Source organism: Vibrio sp. E150_018, assembly GCF_053544035.1.
Map to the genome: position 1 here is coordinate 75100 of NZ_JBHGNY010000005.1, position 25377 is coordinate 100476.

20 protein-coding genes are annotated in these 25377 nt (G+C 40.8%); 10 read left to right on the forward strand and 10 right to left on the reverse strand.

Features of this window, described 5'->3' with window-relative positions:
• Positions 1-551: 551 nt before the first annotated feature.
• On the reverse strand, positions 552-1271 hold the full coding sequence (yihA, locus tag ACE3G9_RS07480; protein WP_417879571.1) for a ribosome biogenesis GTP-binding protein YihA/YsxC: 720 nt from the start codon (positions 1269-1271) through the stop codon (positions 552-554).
• Between the two features lie 182 nt (positions 1272-1453).
• On the opposite strand from yihA, the gene ACE3G9_RS07485 reads away from it, so the two are divergent.
• From ACE3G9_RS07485 to hemN, 5 genes are all read left to right on the forward strand, one after another.
• Positions 1454-2071, forward strand: a complete 618-nt coding sequence (locus ACE3G9_RS07485) for a c-type cytochrome (RefSeq protein ID WP_417879572.1) — start codon at positions 1454-1456, stop codon at positions 2069-2071.
• 287 nt (positions 2072-2358) lie between these two features.
• Positions 2359-2997: a class I SAM-dependent methyltransferase gene (locus ACE3G9_RS07490; protein ID WP_449218817.1), complete on the forward strand. Its 639-nt coding sequence runs from the start codon at positions 2359-2361 to the stop codon at positions 2995-2997.
• A gap of 30 nt (positions 2998-3027) precedes the next feature.
• A complete protein-coding gene (gene yihI, locus ACE3G9_RS07495) occupies positions 3028-3603 on the forward strand; it encodes a Der GTPase-activating protein YihI (RefSeq protein WP_449218818.1) in 576 nt (191 codons plus the stop codon).
• Between the two features lie 55 nt (positions 3604-3658).
• Complete coding sequence (locus ACE3G9_RS07500) at positions 3659-4147, forward strand: DUF2489 domain-containing protein (RefSeq protein ID WP_449218819.1); 489 nt, start codon at positions 3659-3661, stop codon at positions 4145-4147.
• 146 nt (positions 4148-4293) lie between these two features.
• The gene (gene hemN, locus ACE3G9_RS07505) at positions 4294-5667 is read left to right on the forward strand and encodes an oxygen-independent coproporphyrinogen III oxidase (protein ID WP_449218820.1); all 1374 of its coding nucleotides are present in this window, start codon (positions 4294-4296) and stop codon (positions 5665-5667) included.
• Between the two features lie 138 nt (positions 5668-5805).
• Here hemN and ACE3G9_RS07510 read toward each other — a convergent pair whose 3' ends face one another.
• From ACE3G9_RS07510 to glnA, 5 genes are all read right to left on the reverse strand, one after another.
• Positions 5806-8292, reverse strand: a complete 2487-nt coding sequence (locus ACE3G9_RS07510) for a bifunctional diguanylate cyclase/phosphodiesterase (protein ID WP_449218821.1) — start codon at positions 8290-8292, stop codon at positions 5806-5808.
• 267 nt (positions 8293-8559) lie between these two features.
• Complete coding sequence (gene glnG, locus ACE3G9_RS07515; protein ID WP_417879579.1) at positions 8560-9972, reverse strand: nitrogen regulation protein NR(I); 1413 nt, start codon at positions 9970-9972, stop codon at positions 8560-8562.
• 56 nt (positions 9973-10028) lie between these two features.
• Positions 10029-11114 carry a nitrogen regulation protein NR(II) gene (glnL, locus tag ACE3G9_RS07520; RefSeq protein WP_417879580.1) on the reverse strand — a complete coding sequence of 362 codons (1086 nt, stop codon included), beginning with the start codon at positions 11112-11114 and terminating at the stop codon, positions 10029-10031.
• 175 nt (positions 11115-11289) lie between these two features.
• Positions 11290-11967, reverse strand: coding sequence for a DUF4124 domain-containing protein (locus ACE3G9_RS07525; RefSeq protein ID WP_449218822.1), 678 nt, complete (start codon positions 11965-11967; stop codon positions 11290-11292).
• A gap of 173 nt (positions 11968-12140) precedes the next feature.
• A complete protein-coding gene (gene glnA, locus ACE3G9_RS07530) occupies positions 12141-13550 on the reverse strand; it encodes a glutamate--ammonia ligase (protein ID WP_449218823.1) in 1410 nt (469 codons plus the stop codon).
• 624 nt (positions 13551-14174) lie between these two features.
• On the opposite strand from glnA, the gene typA reads away from it, so the two are divergent.
• The 4 genes from typA (at position 14175) to ACE3G9_RS07550 (ending at position 18493) form a co-directional block, all read left to right on the forward strand.
• Positions 14175-16004: a translational GTPase TypA gene (gene typA, locus ACE3G9_RS07535; protein WP_417879583.1), complete on the forward strand. Its 1830-nt coding sequence runs from the start codon at positions 14175-14177 to the stop codon at positions 16002-16004.
• A gap of 192 nt (positions 16005-16196) precedes the next feature.
• Positions 16197-17075 carry a virulence factor BrkB family protein gene (locus ACE3G9_RS07540; protein WP_449218824.1) on the forward strand — a complete coding sequence of 293 codons (879 nt, stop codon included), beginning with the start codon at positions 16197-16199 and terminating at the stop codon, positions 17073-17075.
• Positions 17072-17509: a D-aminoacyl-tRNA deacylase gene (gene dtd / locus ACE3G9_RS07545; protein ID WP_417879585.1), complete on the forward strand. Its 438-nt coding sequence runs from the start codon at positions 17072-17074 to the stop codon at positions 17507-17509. The genes ACE3G9_RS07540 and dtd overlap by 4 nt, the downstream gene beginning before the upstream one ends.
• Positions 17510-17569: 60 nt before the next feature.
• Positions 17570-18493, forward strand: coding sequence for a bifunctional GNAT family N-acetyltransferase/hotdog fold thioesterase (locus tag ACE3G9_RS07550; RefSeq protein ID WP_417879586.1), 924 nt, complete (start codon positions 17570-17572; stop codon positions 18491-18493).
• 95 nt (positions 18494-18588) lie between these two features.
• Here the strand turns inward: ACE3G9_RS07550 and ACE3G9_RS07555 are convergent, their stop codons facing one another.
• From ACE3G9_RS07555 to hslR, 4 genes are all read right to left on the reverse strand, one after another.
• Positions 18589-20595 (reverse strand): AsmA family protein, encoded by a 2007-nt coding sequence (locus tag ACE3G9_RS07555; RefSeq protein ID WP_449218825.1) that lies wholly within the window; start codon positions 20593-20595, stop codon positions 18589-18591.
• A 245-nt stretch (positions 20596-20840) separates the two neighbouring features.
• Entirely contained in the window at positions 20841-22466 is a 1626-nt protein-coding gene (gene pckA / locus ACE3G9_RS07560; protein WP_417879588.1) for a phosphoenolpyruvate carboxykinase (ATP), read from the reverse strand.
• A gap of 280 nt (positions 22467-22746) precedes the next feature.
• Positions 22747-23613, reverse strand: coding sequence for an Hsp33 family molecular chaperone HslO (gene hslO, locus ACE3G9_RS07565; protein ID WP_417879589.1), 867 nt, complete (start codon positions 23611-23613; stop codon positions 22747-22749).
• A 24-nt stretch (positions 23614-23637) separates the two neighbouring features.
• Positions 23638-24027, reverse strand: a complete 390-nt coding sequence (gene hslR / locus ACE3G9_RS07570) for a ribosome-associated heat shock protein Hsp15 (RefSeq protein ID WP_417879590.1) — start codon at positions 24025-24027, stop codon at positions 23638-23640.
• 435 nt (positions 24028-24462) lie between these two features.
• On the opposite strand from hslR, the gene gspC reads away from it, so the two are divergent.
• The gene (gene gspC / locus ACE3G9_RS07575; protein WP_417879591.1) at positions 24463-25359 is read left to right on the forward strand and encodes a type II secretion system protein GspC; all 897 of its coding nucleotides are present in this window, start codon (positions 24463-24465) and stop codon (positions 25357-25359) included.
• Positions 25360-25377: the final 18 nt, after the last annotated feature.

Sequence of the window (25377 nt, forward strand, 5' to 3'; positions counted from 1 at the left end):
TGGGGCGTTTTTTCTTGTAGAGAAGTAAAAGTAAAATTAACTAACCAACTGAAAGAAAAGCGAATTAAATCACCCTCTTCAATTTAAATTTCTGCATTTATTTTTATTTTTCCTCAATAATATTCTGCTGAGTAACCTCTAAATTTCCTAATTACAGAGCAAAATTCATTTTGTAGTAAAACAACAGAACAAATCACCAGTTATTGCTTCTATCGTGTATTTAATTTACCAATGAAAACAAGATTGTGAATTACGTCGGAAATTTTTGTAATTTGATTGAAAATGAGCGGATTGATGAGTGTATTTAGCCGGATGGTTTTTAGGGCTCAGAATCGGGAAAGGAGGTAATCTTGTGTTTTTTAGGTTCTTGGTCAATGCTCAATATACCTAAGTTACTTGGGGACACTACAATTAGAAAACCTCCATTTCTCTCCCATTTTCCCCAAAGGCTGCCATGCCTTTGGGGATTTCTTTTATCTGAAGTTTACGCTTCATTTTTGGCGGGCCCATCAGATATAAAAAAGCAGCCAAAGTTTTTCAGCTAATCGGTATTAGTTTTTACTGACATCATCCTGAATTTCAGGGTTAGTAATGATGACCTCATCTTCAGCGGCAAATTCTGCTGCCAACTCTTCACGATGCAGTTGTTCCATCATCTCTTCGCTCATTAAGGCTGGGGCGAACCATGAGTCGAGTTTGTTACGTAGCTGATCGACGCCAATCCCTTTCAAAGAAGAGAACACATCGACTTGCACGTCACCACAGAAAGCCATCGATGCTTCACGAATCTTCAATAGTTGCGCTTTACGTGGGCCTTGTTTCAGTTTATCGGCTTTAGTCAGTAGAACTTGAACCGGAATATTCACTTCTACCGCCCAGTAAATTAACTGCTGATCGAGATCTTTCATCGGGTGACGAATATCCATCAACACCACGAGACCTTTTAAGCATTCGCGTTTTTGTAAATACTCACCGAGTGATTTCTGCCACTTCTTTTTCATTTCAATTGGTACTTGGGCAAAGCCATAACCAGGTAGATCGACAATGTGACAATTTTCTGTCACTTTAAACAAGTTTATTAACTGAGTTCGACCCGGTGTTTTACTGGTTTTCGCGAGGTTTTTCTGATTGGTCAATCGATTTAATGCGCTGGATTTCCCAGCATTAGAACGACCTGCAAAAGCAACTTCAATGCCTTCGTCTTCAGGAAGATGGCGAATATCAGGGGCACTCGTAATAAAGTGGGTATTTTGATAATGGATTTTTTCCATATTTGTTAACTCCATCTCCACTTTTGTAGAGGAATGATTGCTTTTATGTATAATTGTGTACAATTGGTTTACTTGTCTGGGCAAGACTAAAATAAGTATCCCCAAGTAACCGTTAGACATAGTGTACCATGAACGCTTATGCATCGTGGTAGTGGAAGCTGAATAATTATAAATGGAATGTCATGAAAAAATTAGTATTCATTATTAGTTTAGTTGCCAGCTGCTCTGTGTGGGCACAAGGTGATATTGAAGCAGGGAAGGAAAAATCTACCACTTGTGCGGCTTGTCATGGTGCTGATGGTAATAGCGTCGTGACTCAATACCCTAAGCTAGCAGGCCAACATGTTAAATATTTAGAAAAGCAGATGCATGACCTTAAATTAGGCATGAGCAGCGGTGGCAAACAAGGTCGTTATGACCCTGTGATGAGCGCGATGGCGATGCCACTAACAGATGAAGATATTTCAGATCTTTCTGCTTATTACGCCTCATTACCTCAAACCGAAGGTTCAACCCCTGAAAATGTAGTAGAAAAAGGCAAAGCACTTTACTTTGCCGGTGATGCTGAAAAAGGCATTACTGCTTGTGTTGCATGTCATGGACCTCGTGGACATGGTATGGAATTAGGCGGCTTCCCGAAAATTTCAGGTCAACATGCTGAATACATTAAAGCTCAGCTAGAAAAATTCCGCTCCGCTGATCGTAGTAATGATTTAAATGGCATGATGCAAGATGTCACTAAAAATCTAAGCGATGAGGACATTGATATTTTGTCTAAGTACATCGGCGGTTTGCATTAAGCTCTATACCCTTCGTACTTAAAACTATAGCTGTGTTGGCGATGTTTATTCGCCTCAATCACATAAGAAAACTATGTTCATGGGGCCTCATTCCCTTACCACCTCACTGCAACTTCAGTTACTTTGAGTATAGTTTTACAATATAGATTATCAGACCCTCAACAAGTGTGAATTTGTTGAGGGTTTTGCTTTTCTAACAAAAAATCTTTCGCGAAATTGCTTAATAAAACTCCACTCTAACCGCCATTTCTGGTATGTTGCGCATCCTTAATCTAAGGGGTTATTTTATGTATACCTGTCCATTGTGCCAAAGTAGCCAAACCAATATCTATTATCAGGATAATCGTCGCCAGTATTTACAATGCCAGCAGTGTGTTTTGGTGTTTGTAAACCCAGAGCAGCGTGTGGATGCTGAAGCTGAAAAAGCGGTGTATGATTTGCATGAAAATGACCCTCAAGATCAGGGCTACCGTCGCTTTTTATCGCGTATGGCAGACCCATTATTACAACGTATCGCTCCGCAATCTCAAGGCTTAGACTTTGGCTGTGGACCGGGCCCGGCGTTAGCGATGATGCTAGAAGAGCAAGGGCATCAAGTGGCGTTGTATGATCTTTACTATTACCCTAATAAACAGGCTCTACATCAACAATATGACTTCGTTACTGCAACCGAAGTTATCGAACACCTCTTTACTCCCAACCTAGTGTGGCAACAATGGCTGGATATGTTAAAGCCGGGTGGTTGGCTTGGTGTAATGACCAAGTTAGTGAAAGATGTGGATGCCTTTGCCAGTTGGCATTATCGACATGATCCGACTCATGTGGTGTTTTTTAGCCGAGAAACCTTTGAGTTCTTAGCTAATCGTGATCATCTGCAACTTGAATTTATCGGTAATGATGTCATGTTACTGAAAAAGGCTGAGTAATAAATTTCGGCCTTAAAATAGGAAAAAAGAATGTCTCGTAAGAAAAAATCTAGAAAGCCAGGATCAACCGGTTCTGAAGAAGTGATTGTAACGCGTAATCGCTCTGAATCGGATGTAGAAGGTCGTTTACGTAAGCGTCTCAACAAGCGTAAAGGCTTAAAAACTGGTAGCCGTCATTCAGATGGTTCGGGTGCGCACAACCAACGTAGTCAAGGAGGTTCGAAAGATCCTCGCCATGGCAGTAAGAAACCGATTCCTTTGGTTGTGGAAGCGAAAGCAAAACCGTCGAAGCAGCAGCGTAAGCTTAATGCCGAACAAGAGCTTGAAGCGATCCAAAACGATCCTCAATTAAATGTGTTGATCGACCGCCTAGACAACGGTGAGAAGTTGGGGGCAGGCTTGCAGAACTATGTCGATCAAAAATTAGATCGTTTGGAAACATTAATGAAGCAACTTGGCATTTTTGATGAAGATGACATGGTAGAATCCGAGCCTGAAAAACAAGTTGTGGGTGAAAAACCTGTCTCTAAGAAATCGAAGAAACCTGCTTCAGATGATGATCTACTATCACAATTTGAAGATTTAGATTTAAACGATTTTAAATAAACGAATAGCCCTGCCACTTTATTGAGTGAGTAGGGCGTTTAGCGGAAGGAATTTTATGCCGATCGTATTGTTAGCCATTGTTGGAGCCATCATTATTGTTGCTTTAGCCAGTTATGCTGGTTTTTTGCTGTTCAAAATTAAAAAGCAGAAGCAACTAATTGAAATTCAACAACAAAGAGCAATTGAAAAGCGTAACGCCAACATCTTTGAAAATGTGAATACCTTATGTAAGGCCGGTATTCATGAGCAATGTGATTTATCTGAAATCGTGATCCGAGTGTATTGCATTATGGATTATGTCCAAGGTGAGCAACGTATCGACTTTGCTCAAGATTATCCTGCGATTTATGAACTGTATGACGTCGTCAAAGATATGGCCCGCGGTGAAGAGAGACAAAAGCTCGCCAAACAAGATCGAATGAAGCAAAACTTAGCGCGCCAGAAAGCCGAAGTGCGTTTGACCGATCAAGTGATTGCTGAGTTGTCTGCTCTTAAGGAGCGAATCGCTCCGTTAAACAATCAAATTCCAATAAAAATGATGTAGAACAAACTCGGCTCGTTTTTAACCTTTGTAGGTATATCCATATTGGGTAAAAATTAGTATTGATAGCTGTCGATATTGATAACTTAAAGCCTAGGTGACTAGGGCACATTCAGTAAGTGTTGTTGAAATAATAAGTGGAAGTCATGATGCTAAAAGAACAAATCGTGTGGGATCAAGCAATGCTAGAGAAATATAACTACTCTGGCCCTCGTTATACATCCTACCCAACCGCGGTTGAGTTCCATGAAGCGTTCACCATCTCTGATCTCGATATGGCTTGTGTCGACTATCCAGAGCGTCCACTTTCACTTTATATTCATATCCCGTTTTGTCATAAGCTTTGTTACTACTGTGGCTGTAATAAAGTGATTACCCGTCATCAGCATAAAGCCGATGATTACTTACAAGTGTTAATTCAAGAAATTCGTGAGCGCGCACCGTTGATTCAACAGCGTCAGGTGAGTCAATTGCATTTCGGTGGCGGTACGCCAACCTTCCTCACCAAAATCCAAATGACGCGTATTATGACTGCTCTACATGCTGAATTTACCTTTACCGATGATGCTGAAATTAGTATTGAAGTCGATCCGCGTGAAATTGAGCTTAATATGCTCGATCATTTACGCGCCGAAGGTTTCAACCGCTTGAGTATCGGTGTACAAGATTTTGATAAAGAAGTTCAGAAATTGGTGAACCGTGAGCAAGATGAAGACTTCATTGTTGCCATGGTCACAAGAGCCAAAGAGTTGGGTTTCCGTTCTACCAACCTCGATTTAATCTACGGTTTACCAAAACAAACACTAGCGACCTTCTCACATACGCTAGAAAAAGTGTTAGCCATGAAACCGGGCCGACTATCGATTTTTAACTATGCGCATATGCCACAGTTATTTGCCGCTCAAGCTAAGCTGAAAGTAGAACACATGCCGAGCGCTGAGCAAAAAATGGCCATTCTGCAGTATACGATTAAAACCCTTACTGAGGCTGGTTATCAGTTTATTGGTATGGATCATTTTGCTCTACCAGACGATGAACTCGCGATTGCTCAACGAGCTGGTGTATTGCACCGTAATTTCCAAGGTTACACTACTCAAGGGGATTGTGATTTGATTGGCTTTGGTGTGTCGTCGATTTCTATGGTTGGCAATAGTTATGCACAAAACCAAAAAGAGCTGAAAAAGTACTACGCTCAAGTTGATGAGCAACGCCATGCATTATGGCGTGGTGTGGTATTAGACCAAGATGATTTGATTCGTCGTGAAGTGATTAAGCAGCTGATTTGTAACTTTACCCTAGATAAAGTTGGGATCGAAAAAGAGTTTAACCTCAATTTTAATCAGTACTTTAACGAAGACTTAGTTTTGCTAAAAACGTTTGTTGATGACCAGTTAGTTGAAGTGACCGATTCGCATATTACAGTGACCTTACGTGGCCGTTTATTGATTCGTAATATTTGTATGTGCTTTGATACTTACCTACGAACTCGCGCTCGTCAGCAGCAGTTCTCACGTGTTATTTAATACTGGTCGTACTTGAAGCTGCGGCTTTGTTGACCGCAACTCAATGACTTTGAGTATGTATTAGTTGTAAAAATACCGCGACTTCATTTTGAAGTGACCCCCAATCGTTGGACAACCAACATTGAGGGGGAATTTTGTTTATTTAAGCGGGAAGCTAGTGGCCCAATCTTTGAGTGGAGAAGGTCGGCCATAGTAGAAGCCTTGTACTTGCTCACATTTTAATTCAGCCAAGATGTTTGCTTGCTCCTCAGTTTCAATGCCTTCTGCAACTACTTCGACATTCATATCTCGTGTTAACGATAAGATCGCCGCAGCAATCGAGTTATGGCTATTTTCTTTCGTTAAGTCTTTGATGAAAGCTCGATCGATCTTCAAGCAATCAAATGGGATCGTCTGTAGATAAGTCAGTGAAGAGTAGCCAGTACCAAAGTCATCGATGGCAATACCGACACCCATTGAGCGAATGGTCTTAATATGTTCCAGTAGTAGTGGGTTATCATCAATTAAATTACTTTCCACGACTTCTAGGGTTAGGTTATTTGGAGATAGTCTAGTCTTTTCTAAGATATACCTTAATTCTGATATAAATTGCTCTGAAGCAAGCTGATCGACTGCGACATTGACATGAATATGGAAGTTTTCAGGCCAGCGACCAGCATCAATTTCATTTTGAGTATCTTGGCATGACTGCAATAAAATTTGATAACCAATTTGATGAATCAAGCCGGTTTCTTCTGCAATCGGAATAAACTTCATCGGTGAGATTAAGCCCCTGCTTTTTGATAACCAGCGAGCAAGGGCTTCAGCCCCAATAATCTTACCGCTTTCTAGGTCAATTAAGGGTTGATAGAAAGGCACAAATTCACGACTTTTTAAGCCCTCGCTGATTTGTAAGATCGTTTGGGTACGTTTTAATGAACTTTCTTCAATTTCAGATGAGTAAGTGATTTCTTTTAATTGGTGTTTCTTCGCATGTCTTAAAGCAATATTTGCTTGACGAAGGGATTGCTCTAAAGCGTTATGATTAATGTCACTCGCTCCAATGACCGGAGCCAATAAGATATTTTCTATGCCTAAGCGAATTGGTTTATCAAAAGTTCGAATAATCAAATTAATTAAATCTTGTTTGTAGCTTGATTCCATATTCAATGTAATCAATGCAAATTCACTACTGCCTACTCTTGCTTGGTAACTGTTAGTGGGCGCAATAGTTTTGATGGTCTCCGCAATTGTCTTAAGTAGTTGGTCACCACTATGGTAGCCCAAAGTATCGTTGATATTAGAATAGCTATCAAATCCGATAATAAATACAAACCCATTGAGTCTTTTGCGGTTTTTAACTGATTCAATTAATCCCTCACGACTATATAGCCCGGTTAAAGAGTCAAATGCGAGCTGTTTATGTAAGTCAGTAAATGCGACTTGTAAGTCGGTGGCCATTTCATTGAAAGACTTAACTAAGGTGTAAGTCTCAAAAGTATGACCAAAAACAGGCAATTGCGTATCCCATTCCTTTTTCGCTAACCTTTGCGCCGCTTTAGCGGTTTGTGTTATCGGTGAAGTGACTCTGGTTAAGAAGATAAAGCCTATGAAACATAACAAGGTAGTACTACCGATAATTGTCCAGTTCATCATGTGTTGTTGGCTAGACATTTTACTTAGTACTTCTGATTCCGGAATTGAAATCGCAATATGCCAGTTCAGGCCGTATTGGTCGTTAAATGGTATGACATAACCAAAGTGTTTTTTGTTATCGAGTGCAAATTCAAACAGTTGCTCATCATCAACCGATTGCGACAAATAAGCTTTTGATGTGGCTTTGATTACTGGATCGGTACTGGCATATATCGTACGACGGCCATCTGCAATTGAAAGTAGATTGTGGTTTTTTGATTTAAGGGAATTTTTACTAATAATACTTAATTCGTCTGAAGAGCCCGATTGTGCCACTAAGCGTTGGTTAGCATCAAAAATAAATATTGAACGATTATGCTGATTTTTTTGTTCGGTAAGTAATTGATTAAAACTGGATATTTTAATATCGACAGAGATTACGCCATATAATTGGTCTTTATCAATGATGGGAGTAAGAGCCGAAAGGGTAATCTCTTTTTTCTCATCTTTATTGATATAAGGTTCAGACCACATTTGTTTACGGGAAAAAGCGACAGGCGCATACCAAGGACGTGAATACATATTGTAATTTTTGATTCGATATAACTCTTTGGCATTTCTTTTGTCACCATCAAAAACCACAAGATCATTATTGGTCGATTCATCTTTTAATAATAAGGATAAAGATTGATCGTCTTCTTTACGAAAGCCGTAATAATAACCGGTTTTATTTACTCCAATACTTAATGTATCAATCTGAGGGAGCCGATTTTTAATATTTTCATAGATATCAAATATAAAGAGTGCTTTATTTTCCGAAGTACTCGCTGGTTCTTGAAAATGATGGATAACGGACTGGCTTAATGTGGAGCTGATAATAAAAGAAGGGTAGAGATAATTACCTAAGTTGGTTTTTACCGTCTGCGCTAGTGTTGTTAGCTCTTTTTTACTAATGTCTTCTAAAGTATTTTGGTAGCTAATTGATTGAATGACAAAAATTATCACACTCATCGTGAACAAAATGAGAGTCAAAGGTAAAATAATAGCTGTGCGTAATGATAAGCGTGGGGATTTCATACCAATCAATGTTTATAGAGGATGAATTATGAGTATAAATCAAAGTCTGTAAATTAGTCTGTGTTTTTTATAATAATAGCGTAATTATGCTGCTTTCATCACTTTGTAAAGATAGTTATTCAGTTATTATTTTGGTGGTTGATGAGTTGTTTGTTTTTTATAACACATCAACCACTCGATTATTAAGAGTGTTTATTGAGCTTAATCTACATTGAGCTCTTTTAATTTTCGGGTCAAAGTATTGCGTCCCCAACCTAATAATTTTGCGGCATCTTGCTTATGGCCATTAGTATGGGTTAACGCAGTTTGTAGTAAAATACGCTCAAACTCTGGTTGAGCAATATTCAACAGTTCTGATTCTCCGGCTGATAATGCTGAACGAGCCCAACTTTCTAATTGTTGTTGCCACGATCCGGCGCTGTCTTCTTGATCGGTTGGGCGCTTTTCATTGATGAGTTCAGAGGGGAGGTCGTTAGGAAGCACTTCGCTACCACTTGCCATCACAGTTAACCAACGACAGATGTTTTCCAATTGACGAACATTACCAGGCCAAGGGAGTCGGTTTAAGGTTTCAACTGTGCTTGGGTGAAGTGTTTTCATATCCACACCTAGTTCATCGGCAGCTCGACCTAAAAAGTGCGAAGCTAACTTTTCGATATCTTGACGGCGTTCACGCAATGCTGGAATTTGCACACGAATAACATTTAAGCGATGGAATAAATCTTCACGAAAATCGCCTTGATTGACTAGCTTTTCTAGGTTTTGGTGCGTCGCCGCGATAATCCGTACATCGACACTAACCGGGGCGTGACCACCGACTCGATAAAACTGTCCATCGGCCAACACCCTTAATAGGCGTGTTTGAATATCCAATGGCATATCGCCAATTTCATCTAAGAATAAAGTCCCGCCATTGGCTTGTTCAAAGCGGCCTTGTCTAACGCTATTAGCGCCGGTAAATGCGCCTTTCTCATGACCAAACAGTTCTGATTCAATCAAATCTTTAGGAATTGCCGCCATGTTTAAAGCAATAAACGGATTTTTTGATCGTGGACTGTGACGATGTAGAGCATGAGCAACCAGCTCTTTACCCGTTCCTGATTCACCGTTGATTAATACTGAAATAGAAGAACGAGATAAGCGTCCAATCGCACGAAAGACTTCTTGCATGGCCGGCGCTTCACCGAGAATTTCTGGTGTGACGGTTTTGAGATTTTCGGTTCCGTTAGTAGCATGCTTTTGTTCATAGCTATGAGTAATGGCACGCTCAACTAAGGTAAGGGTTTCATCGATATCAAATGGCTTAGGTAGATATTCAAAAGCTCCGGTTTGATAAGCATTCACCGCGGCATCTAAATCTGAGTGGGCGGTCATAATAATAACGGGTAAATCAGGGTGACTGGTTTGTACTTGTTTTAGTAGTGCTAAGCCATCCATACCCGACATACGAATATCGGAAATTAATACATCAGGCGTTTCACGCTCTAATGCCAAAAGGACACTTTCCGCATCCGCGAATGTTTCACACTGGATATTGGCGGATGATAATGTTTTTTCTAGTACCCAACGGATTGAGCTGTCGTCATCAACGACCCATACAAATCCTTTACTCATATCCTAATTCCTTGCGCAAGTTCGATAAATTAAACAACATCTGACATTTCCGATTTTTAAACCGTTTGGATTGGTAAATAAATGGTAAATACGGTATGCCCAGGCCAACTTTCAACATCAATTTTTCCGTTGTGTTGGTCGATAATATTTTGTGAGATGGATAACCCGAGCCCAGTGCCGCCTTCTCGCCCACTGACCATGGGGTAAAACAAGGTATCTTGGAGTTCACTTGGAATGCCGGGACCGTTATCCATAATTTCAATCCGAGCCACCAATTTATGGCGTTGTCCATGAATGTTGGCTTGGTAAACGGTACGAGTTTTTATGGTAATCGTGCCGTCGGGTTGCGACGCTAAAATTTGTGCTGCGTTACTGGTAATGTTTAACAAGGCTTGTTCGACCTGATCGGCATCCATCATAATATGTGGCATGCTTGGATCGTAATCACGCTCAATAAGCACTTGGTTACTAAATTCGAGTTCGACCAGTTGACGAGCTTTTTCTATTACTTCATGTAAATTGACGGGTGCTCTTTTTCCCGGTTTTTGCGGGCCAAGTAGACGATCGACTAAAGCTCGGAGGCGGTCAGCTTGTTCTATAATGATTTGGGTGTATTCGTTTAAATTAGGGTCGGGCAACATGCGACCTAATAATTGCGCGGCGCCTCTTAGTCCACCAAGTGGGTTTTTAATTTCGTGCGCTAAACCGCGAACTAACAGTTTGGCTGCTTGTTGTTGTGCGTGCTGGTTGAGCTCCTGACTTAAGCGACGCTGTGAATCGATTTTTCGGATTTCAACCAGTAGCATTAGTGTTAGCTTGTCATTGGATTTTACTGAAACGGGGCTAGCAGTGACTTCAAGTAGTATAGGCTTACCATTGATCACGAAGGTCACGTCACTATCGGTAATACTCTGGCCACTTTGTAATGGTTGGGTAAATAATGCTAAATCCATCGAGGCATGTTGTATTAATTGGGATAAGGCGGTGTTAAGGAGTCGCTTAGCGCTTTGAGAAAATAATTGCTCGGTGGCAGGGTTGGCATAATGAATCGTCAATTTTTCATCGAGTAATAAAGTTGCCGTTACCATATTGCCTAGAATCGTGGTAACTAGCTCATCACTTTGAATTATTTGCTTGTTCATTATGCTTACATCCATCATGTTGCACTAAAAAGGTGCACCTGAAAGTTTCAGTATGGAGCATGATAAAAGTGAGCACAAACAAAAATATGGTTTTTAATTTTTGTTTTTAACTAGTTAGTTAAGTTGATGACTATTATAACTAGGGTTAACGACTTATGCTTTGCAGATCATACTTCTACTTCACAGTTGTTCTATGTAGGTGCACTGTGATTGTATTGGATGATGCAATAACCTTGCCGCTTTCGACAATATTTACCGAAAATGTATGTGAACCTCGGTCTATATTTTTTAATTCCCACAAAGATGGCGTTTGTGGTGCACCATAAGGTTGAGTATCCATCATTAATTGCAATGATTGACCAATTCCTAACTTCTTACTGAGCTCAACTTGCACCGTAATAAAGCCTCGGTTACTACGAATCGTTTGATCGTCTTGTAGGCTAACAATCTTTAAAGCAATCTTTTTATCGGACTCTGATGATTGCTTCTTAGTATTGGCTTTGTCTTTAGATAATTCGTCATTTTCTTCAGGTTTAGTAGCATTCGTCAAGTTTTGAGTTTCAGGTGTATGTTGAGTTGCTGGTGAATTTGGGGCCTCCGTCGAGTCAAGCGAATTGGTGGCAGAGTTTTGTGCTTGAGCTACTTGAGTGCTGTCACTGTATTGAGGCTCTGGAGCGGGTGCTTTTATATCCGGCAGAGAAAGCACTTCTTTTCTATTGGCTTTTTCTGGCGGTGGGTTATCACTAAAGTGTGTTACCCCGTTACTATCAGTCCATTTGTAAACTTGCCCTGCTAGAGCTACTTGACTCATGATTAGGCTAAATAACAATGCTGGTATGTGGATCCGTTTCATAATGGGCACCGTGATCGTCGTGTTGATGGTTGCTTATTGTTTACTGCTTATGGATAGCTTAATTGATGGTTGTGTGACCACAATAAAAAAAAGGCTCACCTGAGAGGCGAGCCTAAAATTTTCATTGGGTTTACACCGTTACAGAGTAAATCTGATCAGGTGAACCAGTTTGATTATACGGAGTAGTACAATTCAAACTCAAGTGGGTGCGTTGCCATGTTAACACGCTCAACATCTTTTGATTTCAGATCAATATAAGAATCGATGAAGTCATCAGAGAATACGCCACCAGAAGTTAAGAATTCACGGTCTTCGTCGAGTGCTTTTAGAGCGATTTCTAGAGATTCCGCTACTTTCGGGATCTCTGCTGCTTCTTCTGCTGGTAGGTCGTACAAGTCTTTATCCATAGCGTCACCAGGGTGGATCTTGTTCTTAATACCGTCAAGGCCAGCCATTAGCAATGCCGCAAACGCTAGGTATGGGTTCGCTGCTGGATCTGGGAAGCGAGCTTCAATACGACGCGCTTTCGGGCTTGGTACGACAGGTATACGAATTGACGCAGAACGGTTACGTGCAGAGTATGCAAGCATAACTGGTGCTTCGAATCCTGGTACTAGACGTTTGTATGAGTTAGTCGATGGGTTAGCAAAGGCGTTGATTGCACGTGCGTGCTTGATGATACCACCGATGTAGTAAAGCGCCATTTCAGAAAGACCGCCGTACTTGTCACCAGAGAATAGGTTAACACCATCTTTCGCAAGCGACATGTGAACGTGCATACCTGAACCGTTATCACCAACAAGTGGTTTTGGCATAAAGGTTGCTGTTTTACCGTAAGCATGCGCTACGTTATGCACGACATATTTATAGATTTGAATCTCATCAGCTTTTTCAGTTAGCGTGTTGAAACGACAAGCGATTTCGTTTTGACCCGCAGTAGCTACTTCATGGTGATGTGCTTCAACAACAAGTCCCATTTCTTCCATGATAAGGCACATAGCAGAACGAATATCTTGAGAAGAATCCACTGGTGCGACTGGGAAGTAACCGCCTTTCACACCTGGGCGGTGACCTTTGTTACCACCTTCATATTCAGTGCCTGAGTTCCAGCTTGCTTCGACATCATCAATCTTAAAGAAAGAACCTGAGATGTTATTTTCGAATCGAACATCATCAAACAAGAAAAACTCGGGTTCTGGACCAACAAGCACAGTGTCAGCAAAGCCGGCAGCGCGCATGTAATCTTCAGCACGTTTTGCAATTGAACGTGGATCACGGTCGTAGCCTTGCATTGTCGCAGGTTCAAGAATATCACAACGGATATTTAGTGTTGCGTCTTCTGTAAATGGGTCAAGAACTGCGCTTGATGCGTCTGGCATCATGACCATGTCTGATTCGTTGATGCCTTTCCAGCCTGCAACTGAAGAACCATCAAACATTTTACCGTCTTCAAAGAAGTCAGCATCTACTTGGTGAGCAGGGATTGAAATGTGTTGTTCTTTACCTTTGGTATCGGTAAAGCGTAAATCAACAAATTTAACTTCGTTTTCTGTGATCAGAGAGAGTACATTTTCTACTGACATCTTGGATAACCTCCGGTGTTATTAATACTGTTTGAACGATAAAAGTGATTCAGTGAATGAATCCAGCTTTCAGCGATCTTGATTCTATAAAAAGTAATCAACGATGCTTTGAATAAAGCTAAAATCGTGCCAAAAAAATAAATCCTTTAAAAACATAAAGATAAGATTATTTATGCCAATGGAGTGCATTCGGTTGCACTGTTTTGGGTTTTGGTTGCATTATATTGGTGCACTATGCGCCATGGTGATGCAAGCGGTTAAATAACTTGTCCTATTCAGCCGAGAATTGATCGGTTTGTCAATGTAAAAACTAAGGGAAAGATGCAACATGGTGTGTAGAATGTATTATTTCTATCTTTTTATTCACCTTTTAAAGGGTAGAGAGAGATAATTTATCTATCTCATTGACTCGATTGGCTATTTTTTACATTTAACCAAAGGTGAATTGACGATTAAGCGAAAAACCTCAAGGTGGTTTACACTAAAATGGTCATTTACGGGTAATATTTGGCCGCTAATGTGACATATTCCTAGGTTTTTTCGGAAAATCTGGTACATTTACGACCGTTTTTTTAATCAAGTTCGCCCAATGTTTGGGTGTCTTTTATAAGTGAATCGAATTCCATGACTACTCCACAGATTGATAAGTTAAGAAATATCGCGATTATCGCGCACGTTGACCACGGTAAAACGACTTTGGTTGATAAGCTTTTACAGCAATCGGGTACACTTGAATCTCGTGGTGAAGCTGAAGAGCGCGTCATGGATTCAAATGACATCGAAAAAGAACGTGGTATTACCATTCTTGCGAAAAACACCGCAATTAATTGGAATGATTTCCGCATCAACATCGTAGATACCCCAGGACACGCCGATTTCGGTGGTGAAGTTGAGCGTATCATGTCAATGGTTGATTCAGTATTGCTTATCGTTGATGCAGTTGACGGCCCAATGCCTCAAACGCGTTTCGTCACCCAAAAAGCATTCGCACACGGCTTGAAGCCAATTGTTGTTATTAACAAAATCGACCGCCCAGGTGCTCGTCCTGATTGGGTTATGGATCAAGTATTCGACCTATTCGATAACCTAGGTGCAACCGATGAGCAACTAGACTTCCAAGTGGTTTACGCTTCAGCATTAAACGGTTGGGCAACTTTGGAAGAAGGTGAAATTGGCGAAGACATGGAACCACTATTCCAAGCAATCGTTGATAATGTTGAATGTCCAAACGTTGATATCGATGGTTCACTGCAAATGCAGGTGTCTCAACTTGATTACAACTCTTACGTTGGTGTCATTGGCGTATGTCGTGTTACTCGTGGTAGCGTGAAACCAAACCAACAAGTCACCATCGTTGGTGCTGATGGTAAGAAACGTAACGGTAAAGTGGGTACGGTTCTAGGTTACCTAGGCCTTGAGCGTCACGAAGTGGAACAAGCTAACGCTGGTGACATTATTGCAATTACTGGTCTTGGTGAGCTTAAAATCTCTGACACCATTTGTGATGTAAACAATGTTGAGCCAATGACTCCGTTATCGGTTGATGAACCAACAGTAACAATGACGTTCCAAGTAAACACTTCTCCGTTCGCGGGTAAAGAAGGTAAGTTTGTGACTTCACGTAATATCCTTGAGCGTCTAGAAAAAGAATTAGTGCACAACGTAGCATTACGCGTTGAGCAAACAGACGATCCAGATAAATTCAAAGTATCAGGTCGTGGTGAACTTCACCTTTCAATTCTGATCGAGAACATGCGTCGTGAAGGCTTCGAGCTTGCAGTATCACGTCCAGAAGTTATCGAAAAAGAAATTGATGGCAAACTAATGGAACCGTTTGAAAAAGTGACTATCGATGTGCTTGAAGAGCACCAAGGTGGCATCATGGAAAATATCGGTATCCGTAAAGGTGAATTGACTGATATGGCACCAGATGGTAAAGGCCGTGTTCGCATGGACTTCTACATGCCTTCTCGTGGCTTGATTGGTTTCCAAACTGAATTCCTAACACTGACTTCAGGTTCAGGTCTTCTTTACCATACGTTTGAGCGTTATGACGACCATAAAGGTGGCGTAATCGGTCAACGTAGCAATGGTGTATTAATTTCTAATGCAACAGGTAAAGCACTAACGTACGCCTTGTTTAACTTACAGGATCGTGGCCGTTTATTTGCAGAGCATGCTGATGAAGTTTACGAAGGTCAAGTTATCGGTATTCATAACCGTAACAACGACTTAACAGTTAACTGTCTGAAAGGTAAGCAACTAACTAACGTACGTGCATCTGGTACTGATGAAGCTCAAACCCTTTCTCCAGCTATCAAATTTACTTTAGAGCAAGCTTTAGAGTTCATTGATGATGATGAGCTCGTAGAAGTAACACCAGAAAGCATCCGTATCCGTAAGCGTCATTTGACTGAAAATGATCGTAAACGTGCAGGTCGATCTCCTAAGTAAGCCACGACGGCTTAAGCGTTTATACCTAATTAAAGCCGATGCTATCAATGCATCGGCTTTTTTATTATTCTAGAGGCGGCCATATAAAGTCAGTTATGAGGTTAAATTATCTTAAGATTATAGGCTGGTATTCGATTAAAAGTATTTCATTTTGTTAAAGTGACCATCTTAGTTAATATCATTAAGGACGTGATGATGGACAAAAAAATCAATGTATATATCCATTATTTGGTGTACTTAAAGGATCGTATCGTTCGTGACCGTTTAACTGTGAATGCTGGATATATGGCTTATATCTCATTGCTATCACTGGTGCCACTGGTAACGGTACTGGTTACAATTCTATCTCAATTTCCCGTTTTTCATGGTATTACTGAACAAATCCAAGAGTTTGTGTTTCTTAACTTTATGCCAGCTGCTGGCGATGCGGTAAAAAATGCCCTCAATACTTTTATATCCAATACTTCTAGTATGACGGCAATAGGTGGTTTTTTCGTATTCGTTACCGCTATGATGTTGATTTCTAATATTGATAAGAATCTTAATTTTATTTGGCGGGTTAAACGTAAACGCCGCTTAGTTTATTCATTTTCTATGTATTGGATGGTACTAACTTTAGGACCTTTGTTTATGGGAGCTAGCTTGGCGCTCAGTTCTTATATCACTTCGGAACGATACCTTAGCCAAGAAGTGGTCAGTGGTATTTACCGAATTTTGCCGATGATTTTATCGATGTCGACTTTCGTCGGCTTGTATATGCTGGTACCGAATATTAAAGTGAAATTCCTTAACGCTTGCACAGGTGCTCTCGTTGCCGGATTACTTTTTGAGTTATCGAAAAAAGGTTTTGCAATGTACATCACCGCATTTCCATCCTATCAGTTAATTTATGGCGCATTGGCAGCAATACCAATTTTATTTGTTTGGGTATATTTGTGTTGGTTTATCGTGTTAGTCGGTGCGGAAGTGACCGCAAGTCTTGGCGAACGAGAAGATTGGTATGATGAAGGGCCCTACCATCCATTACAAAAGTTAAAAGAAAAATTTACTCATAAAAGGAATGATGTGTGATTGCTTTGATTCAAAGGGTCAGTGAAGCCAGTGTTAAGGTTGATGGCGAGATTGTCGGTAGTATTAATCAAGGCTTATTAGTGCTACTTGGGGTAGAAAAAGGCGATGATGAAGCAAAGACTAAACGCTTGAGCGAACGAGTATTAGGTTATCGAATTTTTGAAGATGACCAAGGTAAAATGAACCTCAATGTGAAGCAAGCAGGTGGTGAAGTCTTAGTTGTATCGCAATTTACTTTACCTGCGGATACGCAAAAAGGCATGCGTCCGAGCTTTTCTAAAGGGGCTGATCCACAAGAAGCGGAAAGGTTATATCACTATTTCTCACAGTGCTGTCAGCAAGCGGATGTTCATACTGAAAACGGTCAATTTGCGGCGGATATGAAAGTGGCGCTGATCAACGATGGCCCGGTAACTTTCTGGCTACAAGTATAAAGTATTACCGAACTTAATAGATTGAATGTGGATTAACCAATTAAATAGTAAGGGACTTACATGTTTAAGTTAGTGACGCCAAGAAACGAATCTGACTTGCAAAAATATTATCACTTCCGTTGGCAAATGCTGCGAGAACCATTTCATCAACCACAAGGTTCTGAACGTGATGAATATGATGAAATGAGTGCCCATCGTATGATTGTTGATGGAAAAGGCCGTATCATGGCAGTAGGCCGTATGTATTTAACGCCAAATAGCGAAGGCCAAATACGTTATATGGCAGTGCACCCTCATCATCGAAGTAAAGGGCTAGGTTCATTGATTCTGGTGGCGTTAGAGTCGTATGCGATGCAAGAAGGTGCTAAGCGCCTGGTGTGTAACTCACGTGAAGATGCGATTAATTTTTACGCTAAAAATGGCTTTGAAAGCCAAGGTGAACTCAGTGATGAAAGAGGCCCGACTCGTCATCAGCAAATGTTGAAGCGTTTAAAAGCAAGTGCCAATGTTTCACGCCGTCCAGATTGGTGTGATGAATTACAAAAGCGCTGGCGACAAGAGATTCCAATTTGTGCGGCGATGGGTATACACATTAGCCAATATACGGGTTATCAATTTGAATGTTCAGCGCCACTTAACCCAAACATCAACCCGCATGAAACCATGTTTGCCGGTTCATTATTTACTTTAACCACATTAACAGGCTGGGGAATGGCTTGGTTATTAATGCGTGAAAAAGGTTTAGAAGCGGATATTATCTTAGCCGATAGCCAAGTGCGTTTTCGTGCCCCGGTGACACAAAGTCCAGTTGCGGTAACCTCTTTAGATGGTATTAGTGGTGACTTAGATCGTTTGGTCAGTGGACGCCGTGCTAGGGTGATCGTGAAGGTGACCGTTTATAGTGGTGATGTGGCAGCAGTGGAATTTACTGGTACTTATATGTTGATGACTGATTTTTTAGGCGAAGCGCCGTTGGTTAAGTAATAGTTTTAATTAAAAAGGACATACAATAAAGACGGTGATAGTTGATACTATCACCGTCTTTTTATTTGGCTTTGAGTTGCTTGTGTCCCGTCGGCTTAGTGGCAGTTATTTTCCACTAACACTGAGTCTTTATGACTGAGTAAATCAAACACTAACGCTTGGCATTCACCTTGTAAGCGATATTTCAGATTGCCTTTTTCTGGGAATAAAAAGTCGTACTCGCCACCTAGCTGGGCAGAGAAATCTTTGCCTTCGATCTTAAATGGTTTAAGTGATAAACGGCCTCGGTCAGCCATTAAATGTATGTCACTGATAATAACTGACTGGACCTTCTTGTCCTTCTGTTTCACTGGTTTAGCTTGTGCCGTTTTATCTTCTGCAGTAGTCGTTGAATTTTGTGGTGGCGTTAATGGTGGCAATTCAACACCTTGATTACGAAGCCATAAGGTTTGGAAGTCATCATCGCTAGTGGCACGGGTAACACTTGCGTTAAGCTGTCCGGTGACACTATGGTTGAAGATTAACTGATCGCCATATAAGCCTTCACCTTTTACCGTGAAATCAGTAATACCATCGAGATGCAATGGTAAATCAAACCAACGAGAGAAAAAGCGCAGCGGGATCCCTGAGGCTTCAAGTGCAAGCTTCCAGGGCTGACTGGTTTGGCTAAATGCCATCTCGCCAGAGCCTTTGACTAGGCCATTTTCTAATGGGATAAATAGCTTATTCAGCCAAAAGTGACCTTTTTCACTGCGCATACTGACCAGTAGGTTTTTACTATTAACACTATCGTAGCTAGCCCGATTGGCACTAATGCTTAACTCACCTTGCCATAAACCCCAATCGCCTTGTTTTTTAATTTCAAGATTATCACCGTCAATGCTGAGTCCGGTTGCTTGCTTGGCTGGGGAAGTGGTGAGATCGATAAATTGCACATTGTTAATGGTAAGCATCTTGGCTTTAAGAGACTGTAAGTTGGACAAGTAATCTAGTGCCAACTGTTTAGATTCCGCGGTTGAAATCCATTTCATATTATTAATATTGAATTGTGACAAGTCTAAACCGGTTGGGGTGGCTTGACCTTGAATGTGCAGATTACCTTGCAGCATCTCTAATGAAATATCGTGGATGTTGGCGATATTAGGGTGCAAGTTAATATCTAAAGCCGGTGAATGAATCGCCTGACCAAAAGTGCTCATGGTATCGGCGGTAGCAAAGATAGAGGCATTTTGCTGATGCCAAAAATTAAATGGCAAGTTAAGTTGTTCAGCGGTTAGCTTAATATTATTAACTGAAAAATTAGGCACTTCGATACTGGAGTTGCTGATTTCAAGATCATCGATTGTCATTGCTTGTTGATTAAACCAATCGATACTTTGCTGGCTAATATTATTGAGGTTATTTTGTTGTAAGCGTAATCCACTAATTGTCACGCGAGGGAGTTGCCAGATTTTTTGTGATTGCTTTTTGGTGGCTTGGGCAGAAAATTGACCTTTGCGCCACTGGAAACGAATATCGTAAAAGGTTGAATGTTCTGGCGTGATATCACCATCAAGAAATAAGTTATTAATGGCTTCACCTTGCCAATAGAGCTGTCCGGCGGAGAGTTGAATCTCACCATAAAAAGGCAGTAGTCTATCATCACGTTTTTCAGGGGATTTAATCTGGATATTAACGTCACGTCCTACCCAGTCGTTATCCGCGAAGTCGACGTTGGCTATTGATAATTTATTTAACTGGATATAATCCGGAAAATCTAGGTTAGGCCATCCCGCTTGTAGAGTAATGCCATCAACCACCACACTATCAATTTGTAGTCGGTTATTTCGCCAAGCATGTTTTGCCAGCCAAATATCTATTTTATCAACGAGGATGGATTCCTCATTACCATTCTTGATCAACACACCGTAAAGTTGTAAGTGCTTAGGTTCTTGGTATGAATAGTTAACCTCACGAACTTGGATATTATCTTGGTAAGCATATTCAAGAACCGTATTGACTACCTGAGCGGCATATTTAGTGTGTAAGGCTGCGTAAGAAGCGGAAAGAGCAACAATCATTAATGAAATCAAGCCAACAATAATGGCTAGTAGTTTTCTCATGTAACGTCCTGTGTGTTCATCTCCCCATTAACGAGGCGGTTAGAGCTATGAAGTATAAGCAGTTATTCGTTTAGGTACAATTATTCCTGCTTAGATTGGGTGCTTCCTCCGTACTTAAAGTTGCTGTTTTGTTTAGCTATTCGCTCTTCTTATTATCACTCCAATTACTTTGGGTCTACAACCCATAATAAAAAACGAGAAACCGTTAAGTTTCTCGTTTCAGTTAAGTCGCTTTAGGCATAAAACTACAGTTGAGGGCCAGCCTTAACTAAGGATTTACCTTCATCGTTGTCAGTATATTGATCAAAGTTTTTTATGAAAAGTTGCGCCAGTTCATCGGCTTTAAGCTGCCATTGCTCTGCCGTTACATAAGTATCTCTCGGATCGAGAATTTGACTATCAACGTTAGGTAGTTCAGTTGGTACTTCTAGGTTGAAGGTTGGAATAACTTTAGTTGGTGCGTGATCGATAGAGCCATCTAAAATCGCGTCAATAATGCCACGAGTATCTTGAATGGAGATACGTTTACCACTGCCATTCCAACCGGTATTCACCAAATAAGCTTCTGCGCCAGCGGCTTCCATACGTTTTACTAATACTTCTGCGTATTGTGTTGGGTGTAAGGTTAAAAATGCTGCGCCAAAGGCGGCGGAGAAGGTTGGCGTAGGCTCGGTGATCCCACGCTCTGTACCGGCTAGTTTTGCAGTAAAGCCAGATAAGAAGTGATACTTAGTTTGCTCGGGCGTCAGTTTTGAAACCGGAGGCAATACTCCAAAGGCATCAGCAGTTAAGAAAATCACTTTCTGTGCATGACCAGCTTTAGAAACGGGCTTAACAATATTCTCAATGTGATAAATCGGGTAAGAAACACGGGTATTTTCAGTTTTTGAGTTATCGTTAAAATCGATAATGCCATCGTCTGAAACCGTTACATTTTCTAGTAACGCATCACGGCGAATGGCGTTATAAATATCCGGTTCAGCCTCTTTCGATAATTTGATTGTTTTGGCGTAACAACCGCCTTCAAAGTTAAATACCCCGTCATCATCCCAGCCATGTTCGTCATCGCCAATTAACTGACGTTTTGGGTCAGTAGATAGGGTGGTTTTGCCAGTGCCTGACAGACCAAAGAAAATCGCCACATCACCATCTTCACCTACGTTGGCAGAGCAATGCATTGACGCCATGCCTTTAAGCGGTAGTAGGTAGTTCATCATGGCGAACATACCTTTTTTCATTTCACCGCCATACCAAGTGCCTCCGATGATTTGAATGCGTTCGGTTAAGTTAAAGGCGACAAAATTTTCGGAGTTTAATCCCTGAGCTTGCCAGTTAGGGTTGGTGGTCTTGGCACCATTCATGACGATGAAATCAGGCTCAAATTCTTGCAGTTCTTGCTCGGTTGGGCGAATAAACATATTTTTTACGAAATGAGCTTGCCATGCAACTTCTGTGATCACGCGAACTTTTAATCGTGACTCAGGATTGGCACCACAGAAGCAGTCGATCACAAAAATACGTTTACCTGACAGTTGAGTCGTGACTAACGACTTTAAATCAGACCAGACTTCAGGCGTGATTGGTTTGTTGTCGTTTTTACCTTGATCAGACCACCACAAGGTATCTTTAGTTGTGTCATCTTTTACGATGTACTTATCTTTGGGGGATCGACCTGTAAAAATACCGGTATCGACTGAAATCGCGCCAAGTTCAGTAACAATACCTTTTTCATAGCCGCTTAAATTTTCTTGAGTTTCTTCAACGAACAGTTGTTCATAACTAGGGTTACGAATGATGTCGGTTGTGTCAGTAATGCCGTAAGTTGTGAGATCCAATTGGGCAACAGTAGTGCTCTTTTCTATAACGGTCATAGGTGCTCCTTAATAGGAAATTTGTAGGGAATATTATAATGTTAGGTAATGAACACATTATAACCACTTTCTATGTGTGGTTTATTTGAGCTCTGTTGTGATTTTAGCAAATATCAGAGTACAAAAAGGTGGAGTCAAGAACACTATGATTATTATCTTGAATAAAATAAGTGCTTAAAGGTGAGACTAAATATGGAATTAAAAGCTGATTTTAGAGGAAAAAAAAGCCGAACTGAGTCGGCTTATTTAGTGTCACGTATAACTTATTGTATACAATGAATTAATGCAGGTTTTTTTTCGCGGCTGTTAATATTTGATCAACTTGTGCTGCATCGAAAGAATAAGTGCTGCCACAGTAGTCACAATGCAGAGCCACTTCACCTTCTGTTTTTAAGATGTCATCCAATTCTTCCTTGGCAACGGTTGCAATCGCTCCTGCGCTACGCTCACGCGAACAACCACAGAAAAATTTGACCGGTTGTGCTTCAAATAACTGTACTTTTTCTTGGTTATACAAGCGGTAAAGCACGTCATTGGCTTCTAGTGAGAACAATTCTTCATTCTTAATGGTTTCGGTCAGCTTTTCTAAGTGTTCAAAATCATCAGCAGAGCCGGTACCGTCAGGCATGATTTGCAATAACATACCAGCGGCATGGGCTTGGCCGTCATGTTCACCCGTGCGGAACCATAAACGTGTTTTTAGCTGCTCTGAACGCTCAAAATAGCTTTCTAGTACTTTTGAAAGCGTATCGCCTTCTAAACCCACTACACCTTGGTAGCGTTCACCTTTATCGGGAGAAATCGTGATCACTAAATGCCCTTTGCCAATCATTTGGTGTAGGCCTGCATCGTCAGAAATTTGACCTTCCCAGCGTGCAACACCACGCATTTTTTGGTCATGATCGCCATTAATGACTACTAAAGAAACTGGGCCATCACCTTGCAGTTGTAAAGTAATAGAGCCTTCAAACTTTAAAGTTGCGGTGAGTAGGCTTGTTGCTACCAGTAGTTCACCCAATAAGTTTTGTAACGGCTGTGGGTAATCCTTGTTGGCAATGATTTGTTGGTAAGCGGTATCAAGTTGCACTAATTCACCACGAACAGACAAATCTTCGAATAAATAGCGATGTAAAAGGTTATTTGCCATTAGTTGGAAACTCCTAGCCTGGGCTTATTGTTGTTTAAATTTAATGAGGTTACGTCGTTGTTTTTTATCAGGACGTCGTTCTGGGCTTGGGCTATACAGTGCGTTCAGTTTATGTTTTTGAGCATTTTCTTCACGCTTGGCAATACTGTCTTGCGTTTCTGTATATAAGGTTTGTGCTTCAGGCGCTCCGCGACGTTGATCGGAAATTTTTTCGATGATCACAGTCTTTTCTTCATTACCTTGACGTAAGCGGATAGAAGCACCGAGCTCAACAATTTTGCTTGGTTTACTACGTTGGTCATTATAGTGAACTTTGCCACCTTCAACCATACTTCTGGCAATGGAACGTGTTTTGTAAAAACGGGCGGCCCATAGCCATTTATCTAAACGGACTGATAAAGTTTGTGAACTCATTCTGAGATATGGCCTCGAAGGGTTAACAGTAAAGAGAGTAAAAGTTATACCTTGTTAATTACTCATAATATGACTCAAATGGAGGTGGTTTTTGGTATTTTCAAGGCATAATTCGAAAGATGTAAGAATTTGGGGATATAATTTTCGATTCCGTTGTCTGCATTGGTTCAGTGAATGTAAAACTATCAGAATTGTTAGCTTAATGAATGATTCTGCATTTAGCATTGCTAAATTGAACAGAGATAGAATAACAATGATTATGTCCTATTTTCCTTGCCGAAAGCTTGTTTTATTCTTGCTGAAGCTCACATCTTGATGTTACTTGGGTATAAAGACATGATCGAATGAATTAATTTGGTTTAATCTCTTTAAACCGTTAAGGTTAGGCTTCGAAAAATAAATAAGAATGGAATCGAATTTAAGGTGTCATCTCTAATGGTGTCAAAAGAGAATATCCAACAACAATGGACACAATTGGCGAATCGTTGGTTACAAAATCAATCTCAGCTAAGTTTTGTTATCACTATGCTATTAACGGCTCTGATCGCTTGGGTGGTCGGCATCTTATTATGGGCGCTATTATTCCCGACCTCTGGTATTGCTCGTTGGTCGGCACCGAATGTGATTGCCTCTCAAACTTCTTCAAACAGTCAAACTGATACGTTATCCCCACTCTTAAGTGCTAATTTATTTGGTTTATACACTCAAACACCAACTCAAAAACAACAAGTCGCCCAAGATGCACCTCAAACACGTTTGAGTTTAACGCTAGTGGGAGCCGTTGCCAGTAGCAACGATAAATTAAGCCTCGCAATTATTGCTAATCAAGGTAAGCAGGCGACTTACGGCATTGGTGAAACCATAGATGGTACGCGAGTCACACTGACCGCGGTGTATGTCGACCGAGTAATTATTAGCAACCAAGGGCGTGATGAAACCTTGATGCTGCAAGGTGTTGATTATAGTAAATCGCCTCAATCAGTTACACGTAATCCTGTTGAGAATCAAGCTACGACGGATGATGTGGCAGATTTAGATACAATTCGCAAAGAGATTTCCGAAGATCCACAAAAAATATTTCAATATATTCGTCTTTCACAAGTGATGGATGAAGGGCAATTAAAAGGTTACCGAGTTCGTCCCGGTAAAGATCGCGCTTTATTTGAACAAGTTGGTTTACAAGATGGTGATATTGCCACTGCATTAAACGGACAAGATCTCACTGACCCATCGAAAATGGCAACATTATGGAAAACGGCATTAGAGTCTATGGAATGGAACCTAACCGTGGAAAGAGATGGTCAGACTCATGATATTTATATTCAATTTTAAAATGGATTCTCAATTCGT

Bases quoted from the DNA above. Each gene is read 5' to 3' on its own strand.
- yihA (WP_417879571.1), bottom strand. From the start codon at position 1,271: ATGGAAAAAATCCATTATCAAAATACCCACTTTATTACGAGTGCCCCT.
- ACE3G9_RS07485 (WP_417879572.1), top strand. From the start codon at position 1,454: ATGAAAAAATTAGTATTCATTATTAGTTTAGTTGCCAGCTGCTCTGTG.
- ACE3G9_RS07490 (WP_449218817.1), top strand. From the start codon at position 2,359: ATGTATACCTGTCCATTGTGCCAAAGTAGCCAAACCAATATCTATTAT.
- yihI (WP_449218818.1), top strand. From the start codon at position 3,028: ATGTCTCGTAAGAAAAAATCTAGAAAGCCAGGATCAACCGGTTCTGAA.
- ACE3G9_RS07500 (WP_449218819.1), top strand. From the start codon at position 3,659: ATGCCGATCGTATTGTTAGCCATTGTTGGAGCCATCATTATTGTTGCT.
- hemN (WP_449218820.1), top strand. From the start codon at position 4,294: ATGCTAAAAGAACAAATCGTGTGGGATCAAGCAATGCTAGAGAAATAT.
- ACE3G9_RS07510 (WP_449218821.1), bottom strand. From the start codon at position 8,292: ATGAGTGTGATAATTTTTGTCATTCAATCAATTAGCTACCAAAATACT.
- glnG (WP_417879579.1), bottom strand. From the start codon at position 9,972: ATGAGTAAAGGATTTGTATGGGTCGTTGATGACGACAGCTCAATCCGT.
- glnL (WP_417879580.1), bottom strand. From the start codon at position 11,114: ATGAACAAGCAAATAATTCAAAGTGATGAGCTAGTTACCACGATTCTA.
- ACE3G9_RS07525 (WP_449218822.1), bottom strand. From the start codon at position 11,967: ATGAAACGGATCCACATACCAGCATTGTTATTTAGCCTAATCATGAGT.
- glnA (WP_449218823.1), bottom strand. From the start codon at position 13,550: ATGTCAGTAGAAAATGTACTCTCTCTGATCACAGAAAACGAAGTTAAA.
- typA (WP_417879583.1), top strand. From the start codon at position 14,175: ATGACTACTCCACAGATTGATAAGTTAAGAAATATCGCGATTATCGCG.
- ACE3G9_RS07540 (WP_449218824.1), top strand. From the start codon at position 16,197: ATGATGGACAAAAAAATCAATGTATATATCCATTATTTGGTGTACTTA.
- ACE3G9_RS07550 (WP_417879586.1), top strand. From the start codon at position 17,570: ATGTTTAAGTTAGTGACGCCAAGAAACGAATCTGACTTGCAAAAATAT.
- ACE3G9_RS07555 (WP_449218825.1), bottom strand. From the start codon at position 20,595: ATGAGAAAACTACTAGCCATTATTGTTGGCTTGATTTCATTAATGATT.
- pckA (WP_417879588.1), bottom strand. From the start codon at position 22,466: ATGACCGTTATAGAAAAGAGCACTACTGTTGCCCAATTGGATCTCACA.
- hslO (WP_417879589.1), bottom strand. From the start codon at position 23,613: ATGGCAAATAACCTTTTACATCGCTATTTATTCGAAGATTTGTCTGTT.
- hslR (WP_417879590.1), bottom strand. From the start codon at position 24,027: ATGAGTTCACAAACTTTATCAGTCCGTTTAGATAAATGGCTATGGGCC.
- gspC (WP_417879591.1), top strand. From the start codon at position 24,463: ATGGTGTCAAAAGAGAATATCCAACAACAATGGACACAATTGGCGAAT.